The 18,615-nt window shown below is 55.2% G+C and carries 13 protein-coding genes; 6 read left to right on the forward strand and 7 right to left on the reverse strand.

The genetic code is table 11. The annotated features are described in order from the left end of the window. Nucleotides 1–207: 207 nt before the first annotated feature. The 3 genes from KOE80_RS17290 to KOE80_RS17300 form a co-directional block, all read right to left on the reverse strand. Nucleotides 208–657 carry an Hsp20/alpha crystallin family protein gene (locus KOE80_RS17290; protein WP_026482609.1) on the reverse strand — a complete coding sequence of 150 codons (450 nt, stop codon included), beginning with the start codon at nucleotides 655–657 and terminating at the stop codon, nucleotides 208–210. A 191-nt stretch (nucleotides 658–848) separates the two neighbouring features. After that, complete coding sequence (locus KOE80_RS17295; RefSeq protein WP_125304487.1) at nucleotides 849–2,381, reverse strand: nucleobase:cation symporter-2 family protein; 1,533 nt, start codon at nucleotides 2,379–2,381, stop codon at nucleotides 849–851. Between the two features lie 55 nt (nucleotides 2,382–2,436). After that, a complete protein-coding gene (locus KOE80_RS17300; RefSeq protein ID WP_226349591.1) occupies nucleotides 2,437–3,813 on the reverse strand; it encodes an 8-oxoguanine deaminase in 1,377 nt (458 codons plus the stop codon). Nucleotides 3,814–4,267: 454 nt separating this feature from the next. On the opposite strand from KOE80_RS17300, the gene fmdA reads away from it, so the two are divergent. From fmdA to KOE80_RS17330, 6 genes are all read left to right on the forward strand, one after another. After that, nucleotides 4,268–5,467 carry a formamidase gene (fmdA, locus tag KOE80_RS17305; RefSeq protein WP_021446607.1) on the forward strand — a complete coding sequence of 400 codons (1,200 nt, stop codon included), beginning with the start codon at nucleotides 4,268–4,270 and terminating at the stop codon, nucleotides 5,465–5,467. A gap of 57 nt (nucleotides 5,468–5,524) precedes the next feature. Beyond that, nucleotides 5,525–5,812: an FmdB family zinc ribbon protein gene (locus KOE80_RS17310; RefSeq protein ID WP_009453884.1), complete on the forward strand. Its 288-nt coding sequence runs from the start codon at nucleotides 5,525–5,527 to the stop codon at nucleotides 5,810–5,812. A gap of 241 nt (nucleotides 5,813–6,053) precedes the next feature. Then, a complete protein-coding gene (locus KOE80_RS17315) occupies nucleotides 6,054–8,300 on the forward strand; it encodes a TonB-dependent siderophore receptor (RefSeq protein ID WP_319002433.1) in 2,247 nt (748 codons plus the stop codon). A 208-nt stretch (nucleotides 8,301–8,508) separates the two neighbouring features. After that, entirely contained in the window at nucleotides 8,509–9,267 is a 759-nt protein-coding gene (gene dsrO, locus KOE80_RS17320) for a sulfate reduction electron transfer complex DsrMKJOP subunit DsrO (RefSeq protein ID WP_045931371.1), read from the forward strand. A 9-nt stretch (nucleotides 9,268–9,276) separates the two neighbouring features. Then, on the forward strand, nucleotides 9,277–10,308 hold the full coding sequence (nrfD, locus tag KOE80_RS17325; protein WP_226349593.1) for an NrfD/PsrC family molybdoenzyme membrane anchor subunit: 1,032 nt from the start codon (nucleotides 9,277–9,279) through the stop codon (nucleotides 10,306–10,308). 36 nt (nucleotides 10,309–10,344) lie between these two features. Then, entirely contained in the window at nucleotides 10,345–13,470 is a 3,126-nt protein-coding gene (locus KOE80_RS17330) for a tetrathionate reductase subunit A (RefSeq protein ID WP_226349594.1), read from the forward strand. A gap of 240 nt (nucleotides 13,471–13,710) precedes the next feature. Here the strand turns inward: KOE80_RS17330 and KOE80_RS17335 are convergent, their stop codons facing one another. The 4 genes from KOE80_RS17335 to KOE80_RS17350 all read right to left on the reverse strand — a co-directional run bounded on the left by KOE80_RS17335 (nucleotide 13,711) and on the right by KOE80_RS17350 (nucleotide 18,550). Further along, the gene (locus KOE80_RS17335; RefSeq protein ID WP_109088583.1) at nucleotides 13,711–14,688 is read right to left on the reverse strand and encodes a Bug family tripartite tricarboxylate transporter substrate binding protein; all 978 of its coding nucleotides are present in this window, start codon (nucleotides 14,686–14,688) and stop codon (nucleotides 13,711–13,713) included. Nucleotides 14,689–14,754: 66 nt separating this feature from the next. Next, nucleotides 14,755–15,945 carry a tricarballylate utilization 4Fe-4S protein TcuB gene (gene tcuB / locus KOE80_RS17340; RefSeq protein WP_226349611.1) on the reverse strand — a complete coding sequence of 397 codons (1,191 nt, stop codon included), beginning with the start codon at nucleotides 15,943–15,945 and terminating at the stop codon, nucleotides 14,755–14,757. A 32-nt stretch (nucleotides 15,946–15,977) separates the two neighbouring features. Then, on the reverse strand, nucleotides 15,978–17,363 hold the full coding sequence (gene tcuA, locus KOE80_RS17345) for an FAD-dependent tricarballylate dehydrogenase TcuA (protein ID WP_226349595.1): 1,386 nt from the start codon (nucleotides 17,361–17,363) through the stop codon (nucleotides 15,978–15,980). A 263-nt stretch (nucleotides 17,364–17,626) separates the two neighbouring features. After that, the gene (locus tag KOE80_RS17350) at nucleotides 17,627–18,550 is read right to left on the reverse strand and encodes a LysR family transcriptional regulator (RefSeq protein ID WP_109088584.1); all 924 of its coding nucleotides are present in this window, start codon (nucleotides 18,548–18,550) and stop codon (nucleotides 17,627–17,629) included. Between the last annotated feature and the right edge of the window lie 65 nt (nucleotides 18,551–18,615).

Below are 18,615 nucleotides of genomic sequence, written 5' to 3' on the forward strand. Positions count from 1 at the left end.
TTCACGCGCCTGCGAGCTTGCCCCCGGCCCGCAAACGGCCTGATGGTGTGATCTGAGGCCTGATCGACCGAAAACCGTAGAATCGTGAGCGACACCTCATCGCCTGGGCGGGAGAACAAAAAAATAAACCCCAGGGCGCAAAACCAGGGGTTTATCAGCAGTCTGACCGCGCCATTTACGGCGCGGTTTTCAATTCAACAGGCTTGTTTAGCGAATTTCCAGCTTCTTGGCCCCTGTTCCACTCTTTTTCTTGGGCAGGATCAGCTCCAGTACGCCGTTCTCACATTTGGCGCTGGCCCGGGACTCGTCAATATCCTGCGCCAGGCTGAAGCGACGGGTCTGCACCCCGTAATAGCGCTCGCTGCGCAAGACCGTATCCCCGTCTTTCTCTTCCTGAGTACGACGGCTTTCCACGCGGATAGAAACGATATTGCCCTCCACGCTGACGTGGACGTCTTCTTTGTTGATGCCAGGCACTTCTGCGCTGACTTGATAGGCCTCTTCGTTCTCGTTGACATCCAGGCGGATGCTGGGCGGTGTATTTCCGGCCAGAGAGCCAACAACGGGGACGCGACGGAAGATGTCTTCAATATCTCGCCACGTGTCCAGACCTGCCAGATCCCCAAACGGATTAAAACGTGTCAAATTGCTTGCCATGCTTGATCTCCATTTTTCCTTTGCTGAGCCCTGCTGCAATGGAAGGCGTGGGCTCGGTCGCCTACGTAAGAGGAGATGAGGTTAGTCCCTGAGATTTCAAGTGCTTAGATTAAAAAAACCGCCTTGCTCTCTGGAGAGACAAGGCGGCTAAAGGTACGACCTTATGTTCTTTTAGCAGCGTCTTTATGGTTTCAGGTGCTGCTTAAACCCGGTTTTGTGTGCAGCACAGCAGGCTGCTCGGGTGCCGGGTGTTCATCCGCAATAATCGGGATTTCCTTGCCGTCCTTGTCCATGATCTTGCCGTTTTCAACGTAGTCACCCTCGTTCAGGTTTGCCACGTCCGAGACCCGCAGATAGCGACCCCCACCGGCAGCAAAGACAGAGGGCTGATCGGGATTGCCCAAGGTGAAGTGGTTGAACAAGAGGTTCAGCACAATCGCCACCAGGGCGGCCGAGCTGATGCCGGAGTGGAAAATCGTCGCAAACCAGACTGGGAAGTGCTCGTAAAACTTGGGAGCCACGATCGGAATCATGCCGGCACCGATAGCCGTGGCCACGATGATCAGATTCATATTGTTTTCGTAGTTCACCTTGGCCAGCGTACGGATGCCGCTGGCAGCGACGGTGCCAAACAGAACCATGCCCGCGCCACCCAATACGGCAGGGGGAACAGCGGCAACCAGCCGGCCCATGATGGGCAGCAGGCCCAGCGCGATCAGAATCAAGCCACCAAAGGCCACGACGTAGCGGCTTTTCACGCCGGTTACCGCCACCAGACCGACGTTCTGGGCAAAGGCGCTTTGTGTGAAGGAGCCAAATACAGGGGCAATCAGGCTGGAGAGCATATCGGCGCGCAGCCCATCGCCCAGACGACGAGCATCGACTTTGGTGTCGATAATGTCACCCACGGCCAGAATATCAGCCGAGGTTTCCACCAGCGTAACGATGATCACAATGAACATGGAGATGATCGCGGCAGTCTGGAAGGTAGGCATGCCAAAGTGGAACAGGCTGGGCAAGGCAAAGACTTCACCTTCGCTAACGGCGGAGAAATCCGCATGGCCCATGGCAACCGCAATAACAGTACCGATGATAATGGCCAGCAAGATGGACAGGCGGGAGATGGTGGCGCTGCCCAGCTTGCTTAACAGCAGCACGATCACCAAAGTCATGGCGGCCAGGGAGATATTGCCTACGCTGCCAAAATCCGGTGCCGAAGGGTTGCCACCCATGGCCCAGAATGCAGCCACCGGCATCAAGGTCAGGCCGATGGTTGTAATCACGCAGCCTGTCACCAGGGGCGGAAAGAATCGGATCACCCTGGAAAATACGGGCGTAATCAGCAGCCCTATCAGGGAGGCGACAATGACCGCGCCAAATACGGCTGGCAAACCGCCGCCCGTACCCAAAATGGCGATCATGGTGGCGACGCCAGAAAACGACACCCCTTGAACCAGCGGCAAGCGGCAACCAAAAAACGGCACGCCCAATGTTTGCAGCAAGGTGGCCAGACCACCCATGAACAAGCAGGCGGTAATCAGCAAACCTGTTTCACTGGCAGGCAGACCAGCAGCCTCGCCAATAATCAGGGGCACGGCAATAATGCCGCCGTACATGGTCAATACGTGTTGAAAGCCATAGGCCAGATTCGCGCCCAGGCCAAGATTCTCGTCTTCGGGGCGTTGCGCAGTCGCTGCACCCGTCGCCCTTGTCGGTGTTGTCATTGTTTGTCTCCGAAAATAAATAGGCAGGGCTCTAGAGGCCCTGTCACTACTGAACTCATGCTGTCGCTACGGTATCCAGTACCTTGTCACGCAAACGACGCGCAGCGGCTTGATGGCGTTGCATCAGGTCTTGCAAATCAATGCCGCAGGGTTGGCCGTCAATTACGCGCCATTGACCAGCGACCATTACGCGGTCGGCTCGGTCCGCGCCGCAAAGCAGCAAGGCGGCCACGGGATTTTCTGCGCCGGAAAAGCGCAACTCATCCAGGTTGAACAAGGCCAGGTCGGCTTGCTGCCCGACGTTCAGGCCGCCAATGTCCTCGCGCCCCAAACAGCGGGCCGAGCCTTGAGTCGCCCAACGGATAACGGCTTGATGGGTGACTTGGCCCGGCTCGTAGCGCAGGCGGCCCAGCAAGAGTGCCTGTCGCATCTCTTGAGCCAGATTGGAGTGATCATTGGAAGCCGAGCCGTCCACGGCCAGACCGACGGGGGCACCGGCGGCTTCCAGCTCGATGGTGCGGCATAGGCCGCTGCCCAGCACCATATTGGACGAGGGGCAATGGGCAATGCCCGTGCCTGCGCGGCCCAGGCGCTGGATTTCTTCGTCGTTAAAGTGAATGCCGTGCGCCAGCCAGGTGCGATTGCTTAGCCAGCCCTGCTGATCCAGATAGTCAAGTGGACGCATGCCAAAGAGGCGTTCGCAGTAGGCGGTTTCATCGTCGGTTTCAGCCAGGTGCGTGTGCAGGCGTACGTCTTCGCGTTCAGCCAGCTTGGCGCTTTCGCTCATCAGCTCGCGGCTGACGGAGAAAGGCGAACACGGGGCCAGGGCCAGCGTAATCATCGCCCCATCCTCGCGCTGGTGATATTGGCGAATCAGGCGCAGGCTGTCGTCCAGAATGGTTTGTTCGTCCTGTACGACGTTTTGCGGGGGCAAGCCACCCTGATCACGGCCTACGCTCATGGAACCACGCGTCAATGCGGCACGTACGCCCAGACGTTGAGCCGTCTCTGCCTGACAATCAATGGCATGTTGCAAGGCGCCCGAAAACACATAGTGGTGATCGGCCACCGTTGTACAGCCCGATTGCAGCAGTTCCACCATGGCCAGCTCGCTGGCCACCTGCATTTGCTCGTCATCCAGACCGGCCCAGACGTTATACAAGGTGGTGAGCCAGGGGAACAAGGGTTTGTTCAGCGCTGGGGTATAGGCCCGTGTCAGGGTTTGGTAAAAGTGATGATGCGTATTCACCAAACCGGGCAGCAAAACGTGCCGGGAAGCATCCCAGCTCTGGTCGTAAGCCTGCTTGGGCTGCTGACTGGCGGCTACTTTTTCGATGATGCGACTGTCTTGCACCAGGACGCCACCGGCAGCTTGCGCATCTGAACAGGCCAGTGGATCGCGAATCCACAGGATCGGGGAACGACTAGTCATTATTGAGTCTCCTGCGTTTTATTTGCTTTTTATTGTTGTCAGTTCGACTTGCCGACTTATATACCCGCTGTGATAAGGGTTATTTGGGGCCGAACCATAGCCATGCCCTTTTCCGCTCCAAGCCTTGAGTCTTGCTGGGCCATTCAGGAACTCTTATGTCTTCTATAAGGATTCTTATATAGAGAGCTGCCGTTTTTTTTACGGCATGTCGCGACATAAAAAACTTGCTCAAAATCAGGATTTATCCTCTGGACAAAAACCGGGGATTATTGTCCTTTAATCACTTAAAGCCTAAATCATTGACTCGCTTAAGAATTTATTTATTGGCATAAAAAAACATATAAACCCGCATATCCACACATTTTGACCGTGCCTGTTCAGTCATGTTAATGATGTCGCCAAGCGCACTAAAAGCGCTGTTGTGCGGACCTCGCACACATTATTCGGAGAACACATGCAGCATATAAAAATCAAACCCGGCGCCCCCCTGGCCGAGCAAGCTGAAATCGGGCACAACCGATGGCACCCGGACATTCCAGACCTGACCAGCGTGAAGCCTGGCGAAGAAATGATTCTGGAATGCATGGACTTTCTGGACGCCCAGATCAAAAACACGGACAGCGCCAACGACGTACGTGATGTTGATCTGACCCGCGCTCACCCTCTGACCGGCCCTATCCATGTAGAAGGCGCTGAGCCAGGCGACATTCTGGTGGTGGATCTGCTGGATATTCGCGCCATTACTCCTGTAGGTTTCTCGGGCATTTTTGCCAAGGAAAATGGCGGTGGCTTTTTGGCCGAGCATTTCCCCGAAGCCGACAAGGCCATTTGGGACCTGCATGGTGTTTACGCCACTTCGCGTCACATCCCTGGCGTACGCATTGCGGCCATGATGCACCCCGGCCTGATCGGCACCCTGCCTTCGCACGAACTGCTGCGCGAATGGAATCGCCGTGAAGCCCTGCTGGTGCCAAAGGGTCACGCCAACCCGCCCGATGCCAAAACAGCCGTATTACGCGGTGTGAAAGGCGCGGAATTTGACCGCATGGCGGCAGAAGCTGCCCGTACCGTGCCGCCACGTGAGCACGGCGGCAACCTGGACATCAAGAACCTGACCATTGGCTCGCGGATTTACTTCCCCGTCTATGTGAAGGGTGCAGGCCTGTCCATGGGTGACTTGCACTTCTCCCAGGGCGATGGCGAAATCTCCTTCTGTGGCGCCATTGAAATGGACGGTGCAGCCCACCTTGGCTTTGATCTGATCAAAGGCGGTATGGCCAAATACAATCTGACCGCGCCTATCTATGTTCCAGGCCGTCACGATCCCAAGTACGATCAGTGGATGCACTTCACCGGCATCAGTGTGGAAGAAGGCGTCAACTACTACCTGGATTCCACGGTTGCTTACCGTCAAGCCTGTCTGGCTGCGATCGATTACATCAGCCGCACGACTGACCTGTCGCGCGCACAGGCGTACATGCTGCTGACAGCGGCTCCAGTTGAAGGCCGTTACGGTGGCGTGGTGGATCTGCCCAACAGCTCTGCTTCCCTGGCATTGCCTACCGGTATTTTTGATACCGATATCCTGCCTAAAGGTGCCTTGAATGATGCGGCCCGTTTCGGCCGACCTGGTACACGCTGTAACCTGACCTGATCGGTCTCCGGCCCTGGCTTCTTTTAGAGGCCAGGGCTCGCTTTACTCGGATTCGCCATGCCTTTGTACGACTACCTTTGTAATCATTGCCTGCAACGCAGCAGCCATTTGCGCAGCATTGCCACCCGCAATGATCCCCAGACCTGCCCTGCTTGTGAAAAAGGCAGCCTCTTGCTGCAATTGAGCGCACCACGACGCTTGTTCAGTAAAGCCAGCCCCACACGTGGCCTGACGCCCCAGCAAGCCCTGGCAGGCAATAATGTGACCGGGCCCGGCACACGTTCCAGCACCCGAAATTCCGTGATTCACACCTGTATGGGCCCTGGCTGCAGCGTTTGCGCCTAAATACAAGCTGCTTTCTTCTTGCGCAAGCTGTCAGCCTTGACAGGCCGCTGCTTTGACTGCGGCGGACCTGGCCAAGCATGAATTTGTGCAGTTAGATGTGTTGGTTTTACGAGATTAACGCCTTGTAACATGGCTTGCCCTGCTTATAATCGGGAATCAATCTCATTATCACTGGGTGTTCATTATGTCGGTGTCCTCGTCTTTCGCCGCTAAGCGCCACGTGCCTAGCGGCGTATCTTTTATGCCTTTAAGCAGTCTGGCCGTAGCTTTATTGTTGGCATTTCCCTATCAGACGCAAGCGCAAGAGGTCGAGGAGCTGGACCGCATTGTGGTCAAGGCCGAGCAGGAGCTCAAGCAAACCTTGGGTTCGTCCATCATCACTGCTGAGGACATCCAGAAATCCCCTCCCGCCAACGATATTTCCGAAGTTTTGCGCACCATGCCGGGTGTGAACCTGACCGGCAACTCGGCCAGCGGCCAGCGCGGCAATAATCGCCAGATCGATATCCGTGGCATGGGCCCGGAAAACACCATGATCCTGATTGACGGCAAACCCGTCAGTTCACGCTCGGCCGTGCGGTTTGGCTGGCGTGGCGAGCGTGATTCGCGTGGTGAAACTAACTGGGTGCCTGCCGAACAGATCGAACGAGTGGAAGTGTTGCGCGGCCCGGCAGCGGCCCGTTACGGAAACGGTGCTGCGGGTGGTGTGGTCAACATCATCACCAAACCGACAACAGACACCTTCCAGGGCACTTACTCCCTGTACGGCAACCTGCCCGAGCATAGCGATGAAGGCGCCACGCGTCGCATGAGCTTTGGTTTGAGCGGCCCGATCAGCGAATCCCTGTCCTTCCGTTTGTATGGAAACCTGAACAAGACAGATTCGGACGATCCGGAGATCAATAAAGGACATCAGACCGAGCGTGGTGGCACTAACGCGAACAGCCTGCCGGCTGGCCGTGAGGGCGTGCGTAACAAGGACATCAATGGTTTGCTGTCCTGGCGCCTGGATAGCCGCCAAACCGTGGATCTGGAGGCTTCTTATAGCCGCCAGGGCAATATCTACACGGGTGATACCCAGAACACGAATACCAATGACGAGGTGAAACGTCAGCTGGGCGACGAGACCAACAAGATGTATCGCCAAAGCTACTCGCTGACGCATCGTGGTGACTGGAATGACAAGACGAATACACTGAGTTATTTCCAATACGAAAAGACGCGTAACTACCGTATTTTGGAAGGTTTGGCCGGTGGCACAGAAGGCGCTTTCAATGATCCTCTGCGCGTGAAAGATGGTGGTTTTGGGACTATTGATCTGACCACGATGACGGCGCATACCGAATTGAGCCATCAGTTCAAAACAGGCAGTATTGAGCAGTACGCCACATTTGGTTTCGAGTGGGTCGGACAGGAGTTGAACGATAAATCTTCTGAGTTGGCCGCACGCAATCCAGAAAAGGTTCCAAATAGCCCTAGAAGTTATAAACCCAAGGCACGTGCAAATATTTATTCTGTCTTTGTCGAGGACAATATTTATGCCACAGACAAGACAACCGTGACCCCAGGGCTGCGTTTTGACTACCACGATATACATGGTAGTAATTGGAGTCCTTCCTTGAACTTGTCACATGCAGTGACCGATAACTGGCTGCTCAAGGCAGGTATCGCACGTGCTTACAAAGCCCCCAACTTATATCAAAGTAACGATGGCTACACTTTGTACAGTGCGGGCAATGGTTGTTGGGGAAATACAGGTGCAGCTAATGTTGTAGAGGCTGGGTGTTTTCTCCAGGGTAATTCGAACCTGAAAGCAGAAACCAGCCTTAATAAAGAGCTTGGTGTTGAGTACGTGGGCGATGATGGTTTGGGAGCTAGCCTGACTTACTTCCACAACGATTACCGCAACAAAGTGGAAGCGGGTCGTTTTGCACAGTCCAGTTTCTGGGATATGAACAGAGACCAATTGGTCCTGCAATGGGAGAACATTCCCAAAGCCGTGGTATCCGGTCTGGAAGGTAATCTGACATTGCCATTAGACGAGAACTGGCTGTGGTCCACCAACTTTACCTACATGATCGAGTCCAAAAACAAGACCACAGGTGAAGCGCTGTCGACGATTCCCAAGTACACCATTAACACCACGCTGGACTGGAACGTGAACGCCGATTGGTCCCTGCGCGCCAAGGCAACCTTCTATGGTGAGCAAAAACCGCCTAAATATGACTTCTACGGTCAGCCTTTGACGGGTTCTGCAACCGACAAGGTCTCCCCTTACGCCTTGTTTGGTCTTAGCACGCAGTACAAGATCAACAAGCATTTCCGGATCAATGCGGGGGTTGATAACCTCTTTGATAAACGCCTGTTCCGTCGTGGAAATGCCATCGGTGTGAACTTGACAAACGCCAACTATATTTACGGTGCCGGGGCCCAAACATTCAACCAGCCTGGTCGCACTTTCTTCCTGGGATTGAGCGGGACGTTCTAAGCGTTTTCATCTGCAGGCAAGATACCTGTCGCCCCTCCCCAGAACGGAGGGGCGTTTTTTTATGCCTGTCAAATACAGCCGTGCGTCAACATTTCAACCTTTAAATGTTCTTTTTGACCTTCATCAAGACTGGAACTTTGTATTCTTCATATGCTTATAACTACAAATAATGTAAATGGGTTTAACCCAAGCATAAAAAGGAAAACACATGATTCCAAGCGCCGAGCCCAAAAAGGGCAAGCGACGTTTTCTTAAGGAATTGCTGGGCCTGAGTGCCGGGGCCACGATTATTCCTATTCAGCCTGTTCAGGCCGCAATGAACAGCCAACCTCCACGACGTAGCGGTGGAAAAGATGGGGCCCGCTACGGCATGGTGGTTGATCTAAGAAAATGTATCGGTTGCCAGGCCTGTACGGTCAGTTGTTCTATCGAAAATGCACCGCCTATCGGGCAGTTCCGTACCACGGTTCTGCAATACGAGGTGCTCGATGAACAGCAGCAGGCGGCCATGCTGAGCCTGCCACGCCTCTGTAACCACTGCGACAACCCGCCCTGTGTGCCGGTCTGTCCTGTACAGGCGACGTTCCAGCGCGAAGATGGTGTGGTGCTGGTCGACAACGAGCGCTGTGTCGGCTGTGCCTACTGTGTTCAAGCCTGTCCTTACGATGCCCGTTTCATTAACCATGAAACACAAACCGCCGACAAATGCACCTTTTGCGAGCACCGCCTGGAAGTGGGCCTGTTGCCCGCCTGTGTGGAAAGCTGTGTTGGTGGCGCGCGCGTCATTGGCGATATGAACGATGAAACCAGCACGATTTCCCAGTTGCTCAAAGAGCACAAAGAGGAAATCCGCGTACTCAAACCCGGCATGAATACCAGCCCGCATGTGTTCTACATCGGTTTGCCCGACGAGTTCGTCGATGGTGTGGATGGCCAGGCCAGTGTGCGTCTGACCAATCAGTTCTAAGGGGCCACTATGTCTATTATCGAAATTCTGACCCCCGCCTATGAAGTTGCCTGGTTACCTTGGGCGGTCCAATATTTTTTCCTGGTCGGTATGGCCGCCACCAGCACTGTATGGGTGTGGCGTTGCGCCTGGTCCAGCGATAGCGCCTTGCGTCGTCTGGAGCCCGCTCTGATGATTGTGCTGCTGTGCAGCAGCATTGCCGCTCCTGTGTCCTTGCTGGCTGACTTGCACCAACCCGGCCGCTTCTGGCATTTCTACGCCCATTTCACTCCCTGGTCGTGGATGTCGCTGGGTGCCGTACTGCTGCCCCTGTTCGTCGGCCTGTCCATGGTCAACGTGCTGGCCTGGTGGTTGAACAAACGTGTCCTGTGGCGCTGGTTGAGCCTGGCTCTGCTGGTTTCGGCCTTGTCGATTCTGGTTTACAGCGGTTTTGAAGTGATGGTGCTGCGTTCACGTCCCTTGTGGAATACCGCATTCCTGCCCATCAACTTTGCCTTGACGGCTGCTCTGGCCAGTTTGGGTGCCATTCTGCTGGTGGCTCGCCTCTTGCCCGGTGGCGTGGCTAATTTGCCACTGGAATACGTACGCCGCTGGTCTCTGGGTGTGGTCCTGACCCTGATTGTGGTTGCCCTGTTCTGGGTTGGTTCGGGTCTGTTGGGCTATAGCCATTCCTTCGGCGCGGCCTGGGAACTGTTCCAGAGCTACCCGGTATGGCGTTTGGGCTTTCTGGGCTCTTCCGCGTTTGGCCTGCTGTTGCTGTATATGCTCAGCCGTCCAATCAGCACCTTGCAAGGCAATCTTTACAGCTTGTTCTGTGCAGCTTTCATGCTCGGCTCCGCCTGGGTGTTTCGCTGGATTATTTTCATGGCGGTACAGGGTGTGCCCAAATACGGTGCCGGTTTGTACCTCTACACCATGCCCTTAGGCAGCGATGGTCTGCTGGGGATGCTGGGTGTGCTGGGCTTGTGTATTGCCTTGCTCGCCGTCAGCACCACCCTGCTCTCTCTGTTCCCGGCCCGCCGTTCGTCTTTGACAGCCTAGGCCCACAGACTCACTAGCTTTCAGGTACTTATCGTCATGAGCAAGAAAAAAGAAACCCCTAACCTGTCGCGTCGACAGGTATTGACCCGCGGCGGCGCCGCTGTGGGTGGCCTGGCTGCTTTTGCGGCAGGTTATAGCGACACCGTGGTCAAGGCGGTGCAAGGTCTGGGCCAAGGTACCGCCGGTGTGCCGACGGCACACGCCACCCGTGGCAACTCCTTGCAAGCCGAATTCCGCATTGACCCGATTACGGGTTTGCTGGATACACAGCCCGGTCAAATCGTGAGCCCTTCCAGCTGTCTGGGCTGCTGGACACAGTGTGGCGTGCGTGTGCGCATTGATACGGAGAACAACAAGATTCTGCGTATTGCCGGCAACCCTTACCATCCTCTGGCAACCACGCAGTCCGCTCCTATGGAGCAGCCCGTACGCGAGGTTTACGCCATGCTGGGCGGTGAAAACGGCCTGGAAGGTCGTGCCAGCGCCTGTGCCCGTGGTGCTTCCATGCTGGAGCAGCACAGCAGCCCTTATCGTGTTCTGTCGCCTCTGAAGCGCGTTGGCCCCCGTGGTTCGGGTCAATGGGAACGCATCAGCTTTGAGCAGCTGATTGAAGAAGTCTGCGAAGGCGGCGACCTGTTCAAGGAAGGTCATGTCGACGGTTTGCGTGCTATTTGGGATCACGAAACCCTGATTGATCCGCAAAACCCCGAGTTTGGTCCGCTGGCCAACCAGTTGCTGTTCACGGATGCCGCTAACGAAGGCCGTACACCGCTGGTCAAACGCTTTGCCGAGCAAGCTTTTGGCACGATCAACGTCAGCAACCACGGTTCTTACTGTGGCCAAAGTTTCCGTGTCGGTACGGGTGCGGCCATGGGCGATATCAAAGGCATGCCACACGGCAAGCCTGACTGGAAAAACGCCCGATTTGGTCTGTTTATTGGTGCTGCACCGGCTCAATCCGGTAACCCTTTCCAGCGCCAAGGTCGTGAATTGGCAGAAGCCCGCTCGCGTCCTGAAAACACCTTTAAATACGTGGTGGTTTCCCCGATTCTGCCAACCTCGTCCAGCCTGGCTTCGGGCAGTGGCAACCGTTGGCAGCCTGTTCTGCCCGGCACTGACCTGTCGTTGGTCATGGGCATGTTGCGCTGGATTCTTGAACAAGAGCGATTTGATGCAGAGCACCTGTCCCTGCCCCACGCACCTGCCGAGCAGGACGAAAACACCGCTTCCTGGACTAACGCCAGCCATTTGCTGATCGCTGACCCTGAACACCCTGGCTTTGGCCGCTATTTGCGCGGTACAGACCTGGGTTGGGAAGTGGCCGAAGGCACTGAATCGCCCTTTATCGTCCAGGACGAACAAGGTGAACTGCGCGCCCACACCGATCTGGATCGCGCCACGCTATTTGTTGACCGTAGCGTTGAGCTGGAAGGCAAGGATGTGCGCGTTTGTACTGCGTTGAACATGCTGCGCGAGCGCAGTCAGGAAAAATCCATTGCCGAATACGCCAAGGGCTGCGGCATGGACGAAGAAACCCTGATCGAGCTGGCCCGTGAATTCACCAGCTACGGCCGCCAAGCTGTAGCCGATGCGCACGGCGGCACCATGAACGGTTCCGGCTTCTACACGGCTTACGCCATTGCCATGTTGAATACGCTGGTGGGCAACCTGAACCTGAAAGGTGGTTTGGTGCTGGACGCCGGCCCATTTGGTCCATTTGGTCCCGGCCCACGCTACAACTTCGCTCAATTCCCCGGCAAAGTGACGGCCAAAGGCGTGTCCTTGTCGCGTCATCGCTTCGCTTACGAAAAATCCAGCGAATTCAAGCGTCGTCAGGCGAATGGTGAAGCCTTGTATCCGGCTCCTGCTCCCTGGTACCCCGCCGTGGGTGCCTTGAGCAGCGAAATGATTGCATCGGGCCTGAACGGCTACCCCTACACCAGCAAAGTGTGGATCAACCACATGAGCAACCCGGTCTACGCCATTGCAGGCTTTAAAAATGCCTTGCTGCACAAGCTGAAAGACCCTGCTGTGCTGCCTTTGTCGATTTCGGTCAACCCGTTCATCAACGAAACCAACGCCTACGCAGACTACATCGTGCCAGACACGGTAACTTACGAAAGCTGGGGTGTTTCAGCACCCTGGGCCGATGTGATCGCCAAGTCCTCGACTCTGCGTTGGCCTGTGGTACAGCCGCGTGTGGATCGCACGGCTGATGGTCAGCCCATCAATCTGGAAAGTTTCCTGTTTGCCGTAGCCTTGCGTCTGGAATTGCCAGGTTTTGGTAAAGGCGTTCTGAAAGACAAGGCGGGCAATGCCCATGATTTGCTGCGTGCCGAGGATTTTTATCTGCGTGGCATGGCCAATATCGCCTTTGGTGCTGGCCGCCCGGTTGGCGACGCATCCGACGACGATATGCGCATGACTGGCGTGGATCGCCTCTTCCCGGATCTGCAGTCGCGCCTGCATCCTGAAGAGCAGCGCAAAGTGGCGATGTTGCTGACTCGTGGCGGCCGGTTCGACCGCATTGAGAACGCCTGGAAAGGTAATCAGCTGAAGAACCGTTACGACAACGCTTTGCAGATCTGGAACGAGGACTTGGCCAAGATGCGTCACACCATGACGGGTGAGCGTCTGAGTGGCTGCCCAACCTGGTACCCTACCCGTCTGGCCGACGGCAGCCCAATGCGCGAGCATTTCTCGGAACAAGAGTGGCCATTGCTGATGAGCTCCTACAAATCCAATTTGATGAGTTCCATGTCTATCGGTATGTCCCGTCTGCGTCAGGTGCACCCGCACAACCCGATTTCCTTGAATCTGGAGGATGCGAAAAACAGGGGTATTCGTAACGGCGACCGTATTCGTGTCAGCACACCCGGCGGCGCGGTTGAAGGCGTTGCATTGGTGCGTGGCGGTATCATGCGCGGTGCCATCGCTATTGAGCACGGTTTTGGACATACCGAGTTGGGTGCGCGTTCGCACCAGATTGACGGTGAAGCGATGCCTCACCTGACGGATCTGGCAGCAGGCGTAAACCTGAACGAACTGGGTTTTGCTGACCCAACCCGTGGTGATGGTCAGGACAACGTCTGGATTGATTGGGTGTCTGGCGCTGCCGTGCGACAGGGTCTACCAGCCAGAGTGGAGAAGTTGTCGACTTAAAAAAAACCACACCTGCATCAAACCGTTGTTAAAGGATAAGGGCGCCGATTATTCCTTGGGATAATCGGCCCCTTCCATTAACGGCCCAAGTTTGAGTGGCCCGATTGGCAAAGGTCAGGCTTCAAGGCGATGCTCTCCACCTAAAGAACCTATTTCATGAACTGAATAGCTTGTGCTTTCAAAAGTGCGGCCGCACACGTAGCCGCACTCGCACATTCAGCTTCATGGATACAGGGACTGTTACTCCCCTTTTAGTCCACGCTCTTGAATGGTCTGTCGCCACTGAGCTGACTCCTGTTCCATGAACTGGGTTAATTCAGCACGGCTTGTTGGCTGAGGAGTTAAGCCATAGTCCAGCAAGGACTGACGTACTTCAGGATCGTTCAATACTTTGACCAGCTCCTGATTCCAACGCTCCTGAATGTCCTCTGGCATCGTGCCCGGCCCTAAGAATGCATACCAATTTAGTGCAATAAAACCAGGGTAGCCAGCCTCTGCTACCGTTGGAATCGTTGGCATATCAGCAGAGCGCTCCAAACCGGTTGTCGCTAATGGAATCAAGGTACCGACCTTAATGTGCGGGGCTGCTGTCGGTGGAGCCGCAAAGTATGAAGACACACGTTCCCCGATAAGATCTTGCAAAGCTTGACCGCCGCCACGATAAGGGACGTGCACCATTTCAACTCCAGCGCGCTGGTTGAGTAGTTCTCCGGCCAAGTGTGAGGCAGAGCCTGATCCGGACGAAGCAAAGTCGATAAGACCAGGCTCACTCTTGGCAAGCTCAATAAACTCACTCAAGGTTTTTGCACCTACACCTTTATGCACAACCAGTACGTTGGGAAAATGTACACCTCCCGACAACGGAGCCAGGTCTTTGAACGGATCGTAAGGCACTTTCATCAGGTGTGGAGAAATAGTCATTGGTCCCACGGAACCCAAGAGCAACACCGAGCCATCATTGTCAGCATTAGCCACTTGCTGATGCGCCAAAATACCGCCAGCGCCTGCTTTGTTCTGTACGACAACAGTCTGACCGATGTTGTCTCCCAGTTTTTTTGCAATCATGCGGGCAGCGGCATCGGCTGCGCCACCGGCTGCGAAGCCGACAACCAAAGAAATCGACTTTTTGGGTGGAAATGTCTGTGCTTGCACCGATGAGGCAAGCAAACCGATTGATAAGGCGGCACTGGCAAAACAGGAAAAGGGACGAAAACGCATGATGCTCCTCTTGGGTCGTTATAAGTATGGTTGCGATGAACAAAGGAGGCTTCAAACCCGACAGGGTCAGTCGCCACCGGCACGAATGGGGTTTGGCTGCCGCTTCTCTATGGCATGGCGCAATAGCGATGCGCTGCGGAAAATACCGTGTGCAAACTTGCCATAAGGCAAGGTGGCAAAGAGCGCCATAACTGCTCCAAGATGCAAGCACAACAACACACCCATCGCAGGTGTGGCACGGGCCAGCCATAGAGCCAATCCGCTGACACTAATCAAAAACAGCAAGGCAATAAAACCCAGATCCATCGGCTTTTGCTGCTGATCGCCCTGTGCCGGGTCGCGACGCACGTTCAGATAGCCCAAGCCGGCCGTGCCGATGCATAGACTCACCCCTCCCACCGATCCCAGCAGTTTGGGCAGACTGGGGAAATCGTAGGGGGCTACGATATCGAACAGATAGTGGTAGATTGTGCCCAGGCTGGTTGCAGCAAAGCACAGCATGAAGCCATAAAAGGTCAGGTGATGAAATCGGCGGCGCGACAAGGTGTAGGCGTCATCCTCGTTATGGCATCCCTTCCCATGCCCCCCATCCAGATATGTGAGCTTGAGCACTGAATGGGTCGCCTCGGCAGCAGCCGTCCTGCTGACAGGTGCGCCACTGGTGGCCGGAGTGATTTCTGCCCAAAAACCATGCACCCCTTTGCCTAACGCAAAGACCGCAAACAGGAACACGGGCGCAAACATGCCTACCAGCAGGTTGTGCGGGAACAGATTGTAAAAATCTCCAGCCAATGCTGCGTCCCAGAGCGTACCGTTGAGCGCCAACGCCAAAATCAGGAACAAAGCCAATCCCAAGGTCAACGCAATCGACATCACCAAGCCGTTGCGCTCATAGAGCTTGCCCAGCCTCTTTGGCCAGGCATACTGGGTATAGGTCTGGGCACGAACCTTGGCCATCGCTTGCGGAACATTTACCGCAAATTCGTGAGGTGGTGCGTATTGGCAAGCATGCAGGCACGCCCCGCAGTTATGGCATAAATTTGCCAGGTAATGCACGTCCGCTGGCTCAAACATCAAACGGCGTGTCATCGCGGGAAAGACCGCGCAAAAGCCCTCACAGTAACGACAGGCATTACAGATCGTCATGATGCGATCGACTTCCTGTTCATTGCTTGTGTGGCGCACCGAGGGACTAGGCGAGTGTGCGTGCAACTCGATGTTGCATGCATCATTTATTAGTGCTTGAAGTGATTTCATGGGAGTCTCGGGATCAGGGCGCAACAGCGTCTTCATTGTCTGGCCGCCTTCGCAGCCTGTGTGCCTGCAATGCAGCCAAAGGTTGTGCCAATCGACATTCCCACCCCTGCTGTATAGCCTTGCCCCAGCACATTGCCCGCCATCATCTCGCCGGCAACAAACAGATTGCGGCTAGGCTTGTTGTCAAAACGTACGGCAGCTGTTTCGTCGGTGTGCAGGCTCAGGTAGGTAAATGTCACGCCTGGGCGCAAGGCATAGCCATAAAATGGGGGGGTATCAATAGGCAAAGCCCAGTGTGTTTTGGCAGGCACAATACCTTGGGTGTGACAGTCGTCCAGCGATGTGTGATCAAACTTCCCGACCTGGCAGGCCTTGTTGTAATCATTCAAGGTTTTCTGGAACTCCACCTCGTCCAGGCCCAGTTTGCGGGCCAGCTCGGGCAATGTTTCAGCCTTTTGGCCAGGAAAAACCGGGGGCATGAATCGACCAATAGCCTTACTGTCTATGATCGAGTACGCAATTTGGCCCGCTTGTTGGGCGACCAAACGTCCCCAAATCGCGTAACGTTTGGGCCAGAAATCTTCACCCTCGTCATAGAATCGCTTGGCTTGACGGTTAACCACGACCCCTAGGGATACGCAGTCAATACGGGTGCAGATACCCCCGTCATACAACGGGGCTCGTGCGTCAATTGCCACCATATGCGCCTGGGTTGGGTCGCCAATATGGTCTGCTTTGTGATCGTCAATCATATGGCGCAGTAACACGCCTTGGTTAAAGCGTGTGCCACGAATCAGGAAGTTATCCGAAGGCCACTCTCCAAGTTCGTTTTCTCCCCAAGCCTCCCGTAACCATTGACGGTTGGATTCAAAGCCGCCCGCCGCTAAGACGCAGACTCGTGCCTGGATACGTTGTTCGCCGCACCACGCTGCTACAAATTGACCGTCCTTTATTTCCAGCCGGTCAACAGGCGCGTTATAGCGAATGTCCACCCCCATGGCTTGAGCACTGCGGTAATAGGCATTTATCAGGGCTTTACCGCCACCCATAAAAAAAGCATTGGTGCGCGCTACATGCAAGGCGCCTGAGAGCGGAGGCTGAAAGTTGACACCGTGCTTGCGCATCCAGGTGCGACAGGTACTTGTCGTGCGAATGACCAAGCGGGCCAGATGTTCATTCGTTTTTCCGGCTGTCACTTTGAGCAAGTCTTGCCAGAACTCCTCCTCTGGATAAGCATCGACTAGAACATCTTGCGGCGCATCATGCATACAACGCAGATTACGAGTGTGTTGTGAGTTGCCTCCTCGCCATTCACGAGGAGAGGCTTCCAGCAAAAGAACACTTGCCCCCCCCTCTCGGGCTGAGAGGGCGGCGCACAATGCGGCGTTGCCGCCTCCAATAACAAGTACATCAACCATTGTTGTCCGTTTCCTGTGTGCTATTCGTGGCTTAAGCGTTTCGCCACGATATGGAACGGGATCTACTTTAGGGGTGTGGTCTTGTCGACGCCAGTATGACCAAGGCTATAGGTGTTCACCAAAAGTGAAGACTCACACACAGGACGACCTTGTTTATTAAGACGCGACAGCACGCTCCAGCGTAAAAGGGCATGAGCATAGCTAAAACGGGTGAGCAAGAAACCGGGCGAAGGGCTATCGATGTATGAGGAAGCGTATCTGTTTCAGAGTAGCGTGGCTCCTGGCCAACGTGATTGCTGTACCAGTGAGCGCATGACATCGGCCAGCACGATCCGGGCCGCAAGCCCCGCTGGTGCTAATTCTTCGTCGGATAAGCTAGCGATCAGGTTGCGGCGTTTGAGGGTTTCATGAGCTAAAGGCAAACTGACCAAACGTTGATTGTGATTACGGACTACTGCCGCGCCAGGTTGAACCGTTGCGGCGTAGCCAGAGCACACCACATCCATTAACAAGGCCAAGCCGTCAATCTCCACCACAACATTGGCCTCAGTGCCTTCGCGGAAAAATTCGGCATTGAGCAAAGCACGCAAGCCGTGGGAGGCACTGGGCATGACAAGTGGCAGATTGGCAATATCACCCAGCGTCAACGAGTGCTCCACAGGCAACAAGTGGCGTTGATTGGGGTGGATGATAAGGAACAGGCGTTCATCCAAAATAGCTTGCGCACTCCAGGAGTGATGCCCTGCCGTATGGAACACCACCCCTAAGTCAATCTGGCGTCGATTGAGCATTTGAGAGAGATTGCCCGATAAGCTTTCAATCAGATGCACCCGCACATCGGGGTAGCGCTGCTTCATGGCTGTGAGAAAAGGGACCGCCAGGACCGAACCGGTGGTCGGAGCCAGACCTACCGTGACCTGCCCTGACAGCCGGGCGGCCTGCGCCGCCAAGACGGCATTATCGGTGTGTCTCAAGGCCAATTGAGCTTCTTGACGAAAAGCCAAGCCGGCGGCGGTAGGGACCACACCTGTCGATGTGCGCTGTAACAGGCGTACCGATAACTCCCCTTCCAGGCGGCTGATTTGCTGGCTGAGCGCCGAAGTGACAATACCCAGATCCTGGGCGGCCTTACCCATGCTGCCCAACTCCACTACACGCAAGAAATACCGCAGCTGACGCAGCTCCATGATAGAACGCCATAAAAAAGTAGGACGAAAGCTTTGATCATAGATCAATCAGACAAACAGCTGCT

Source organism: Alcaligenes sp. 13f, assembly GCF_020496585.1.
Taxonomy (GTDB): Bacteria; Pseudomonadota; Gammaproteobacteria; order Burkholderiales; family Burkholderiaceae_B; genus Alcaligenes; species Alcaligenes phenolicus.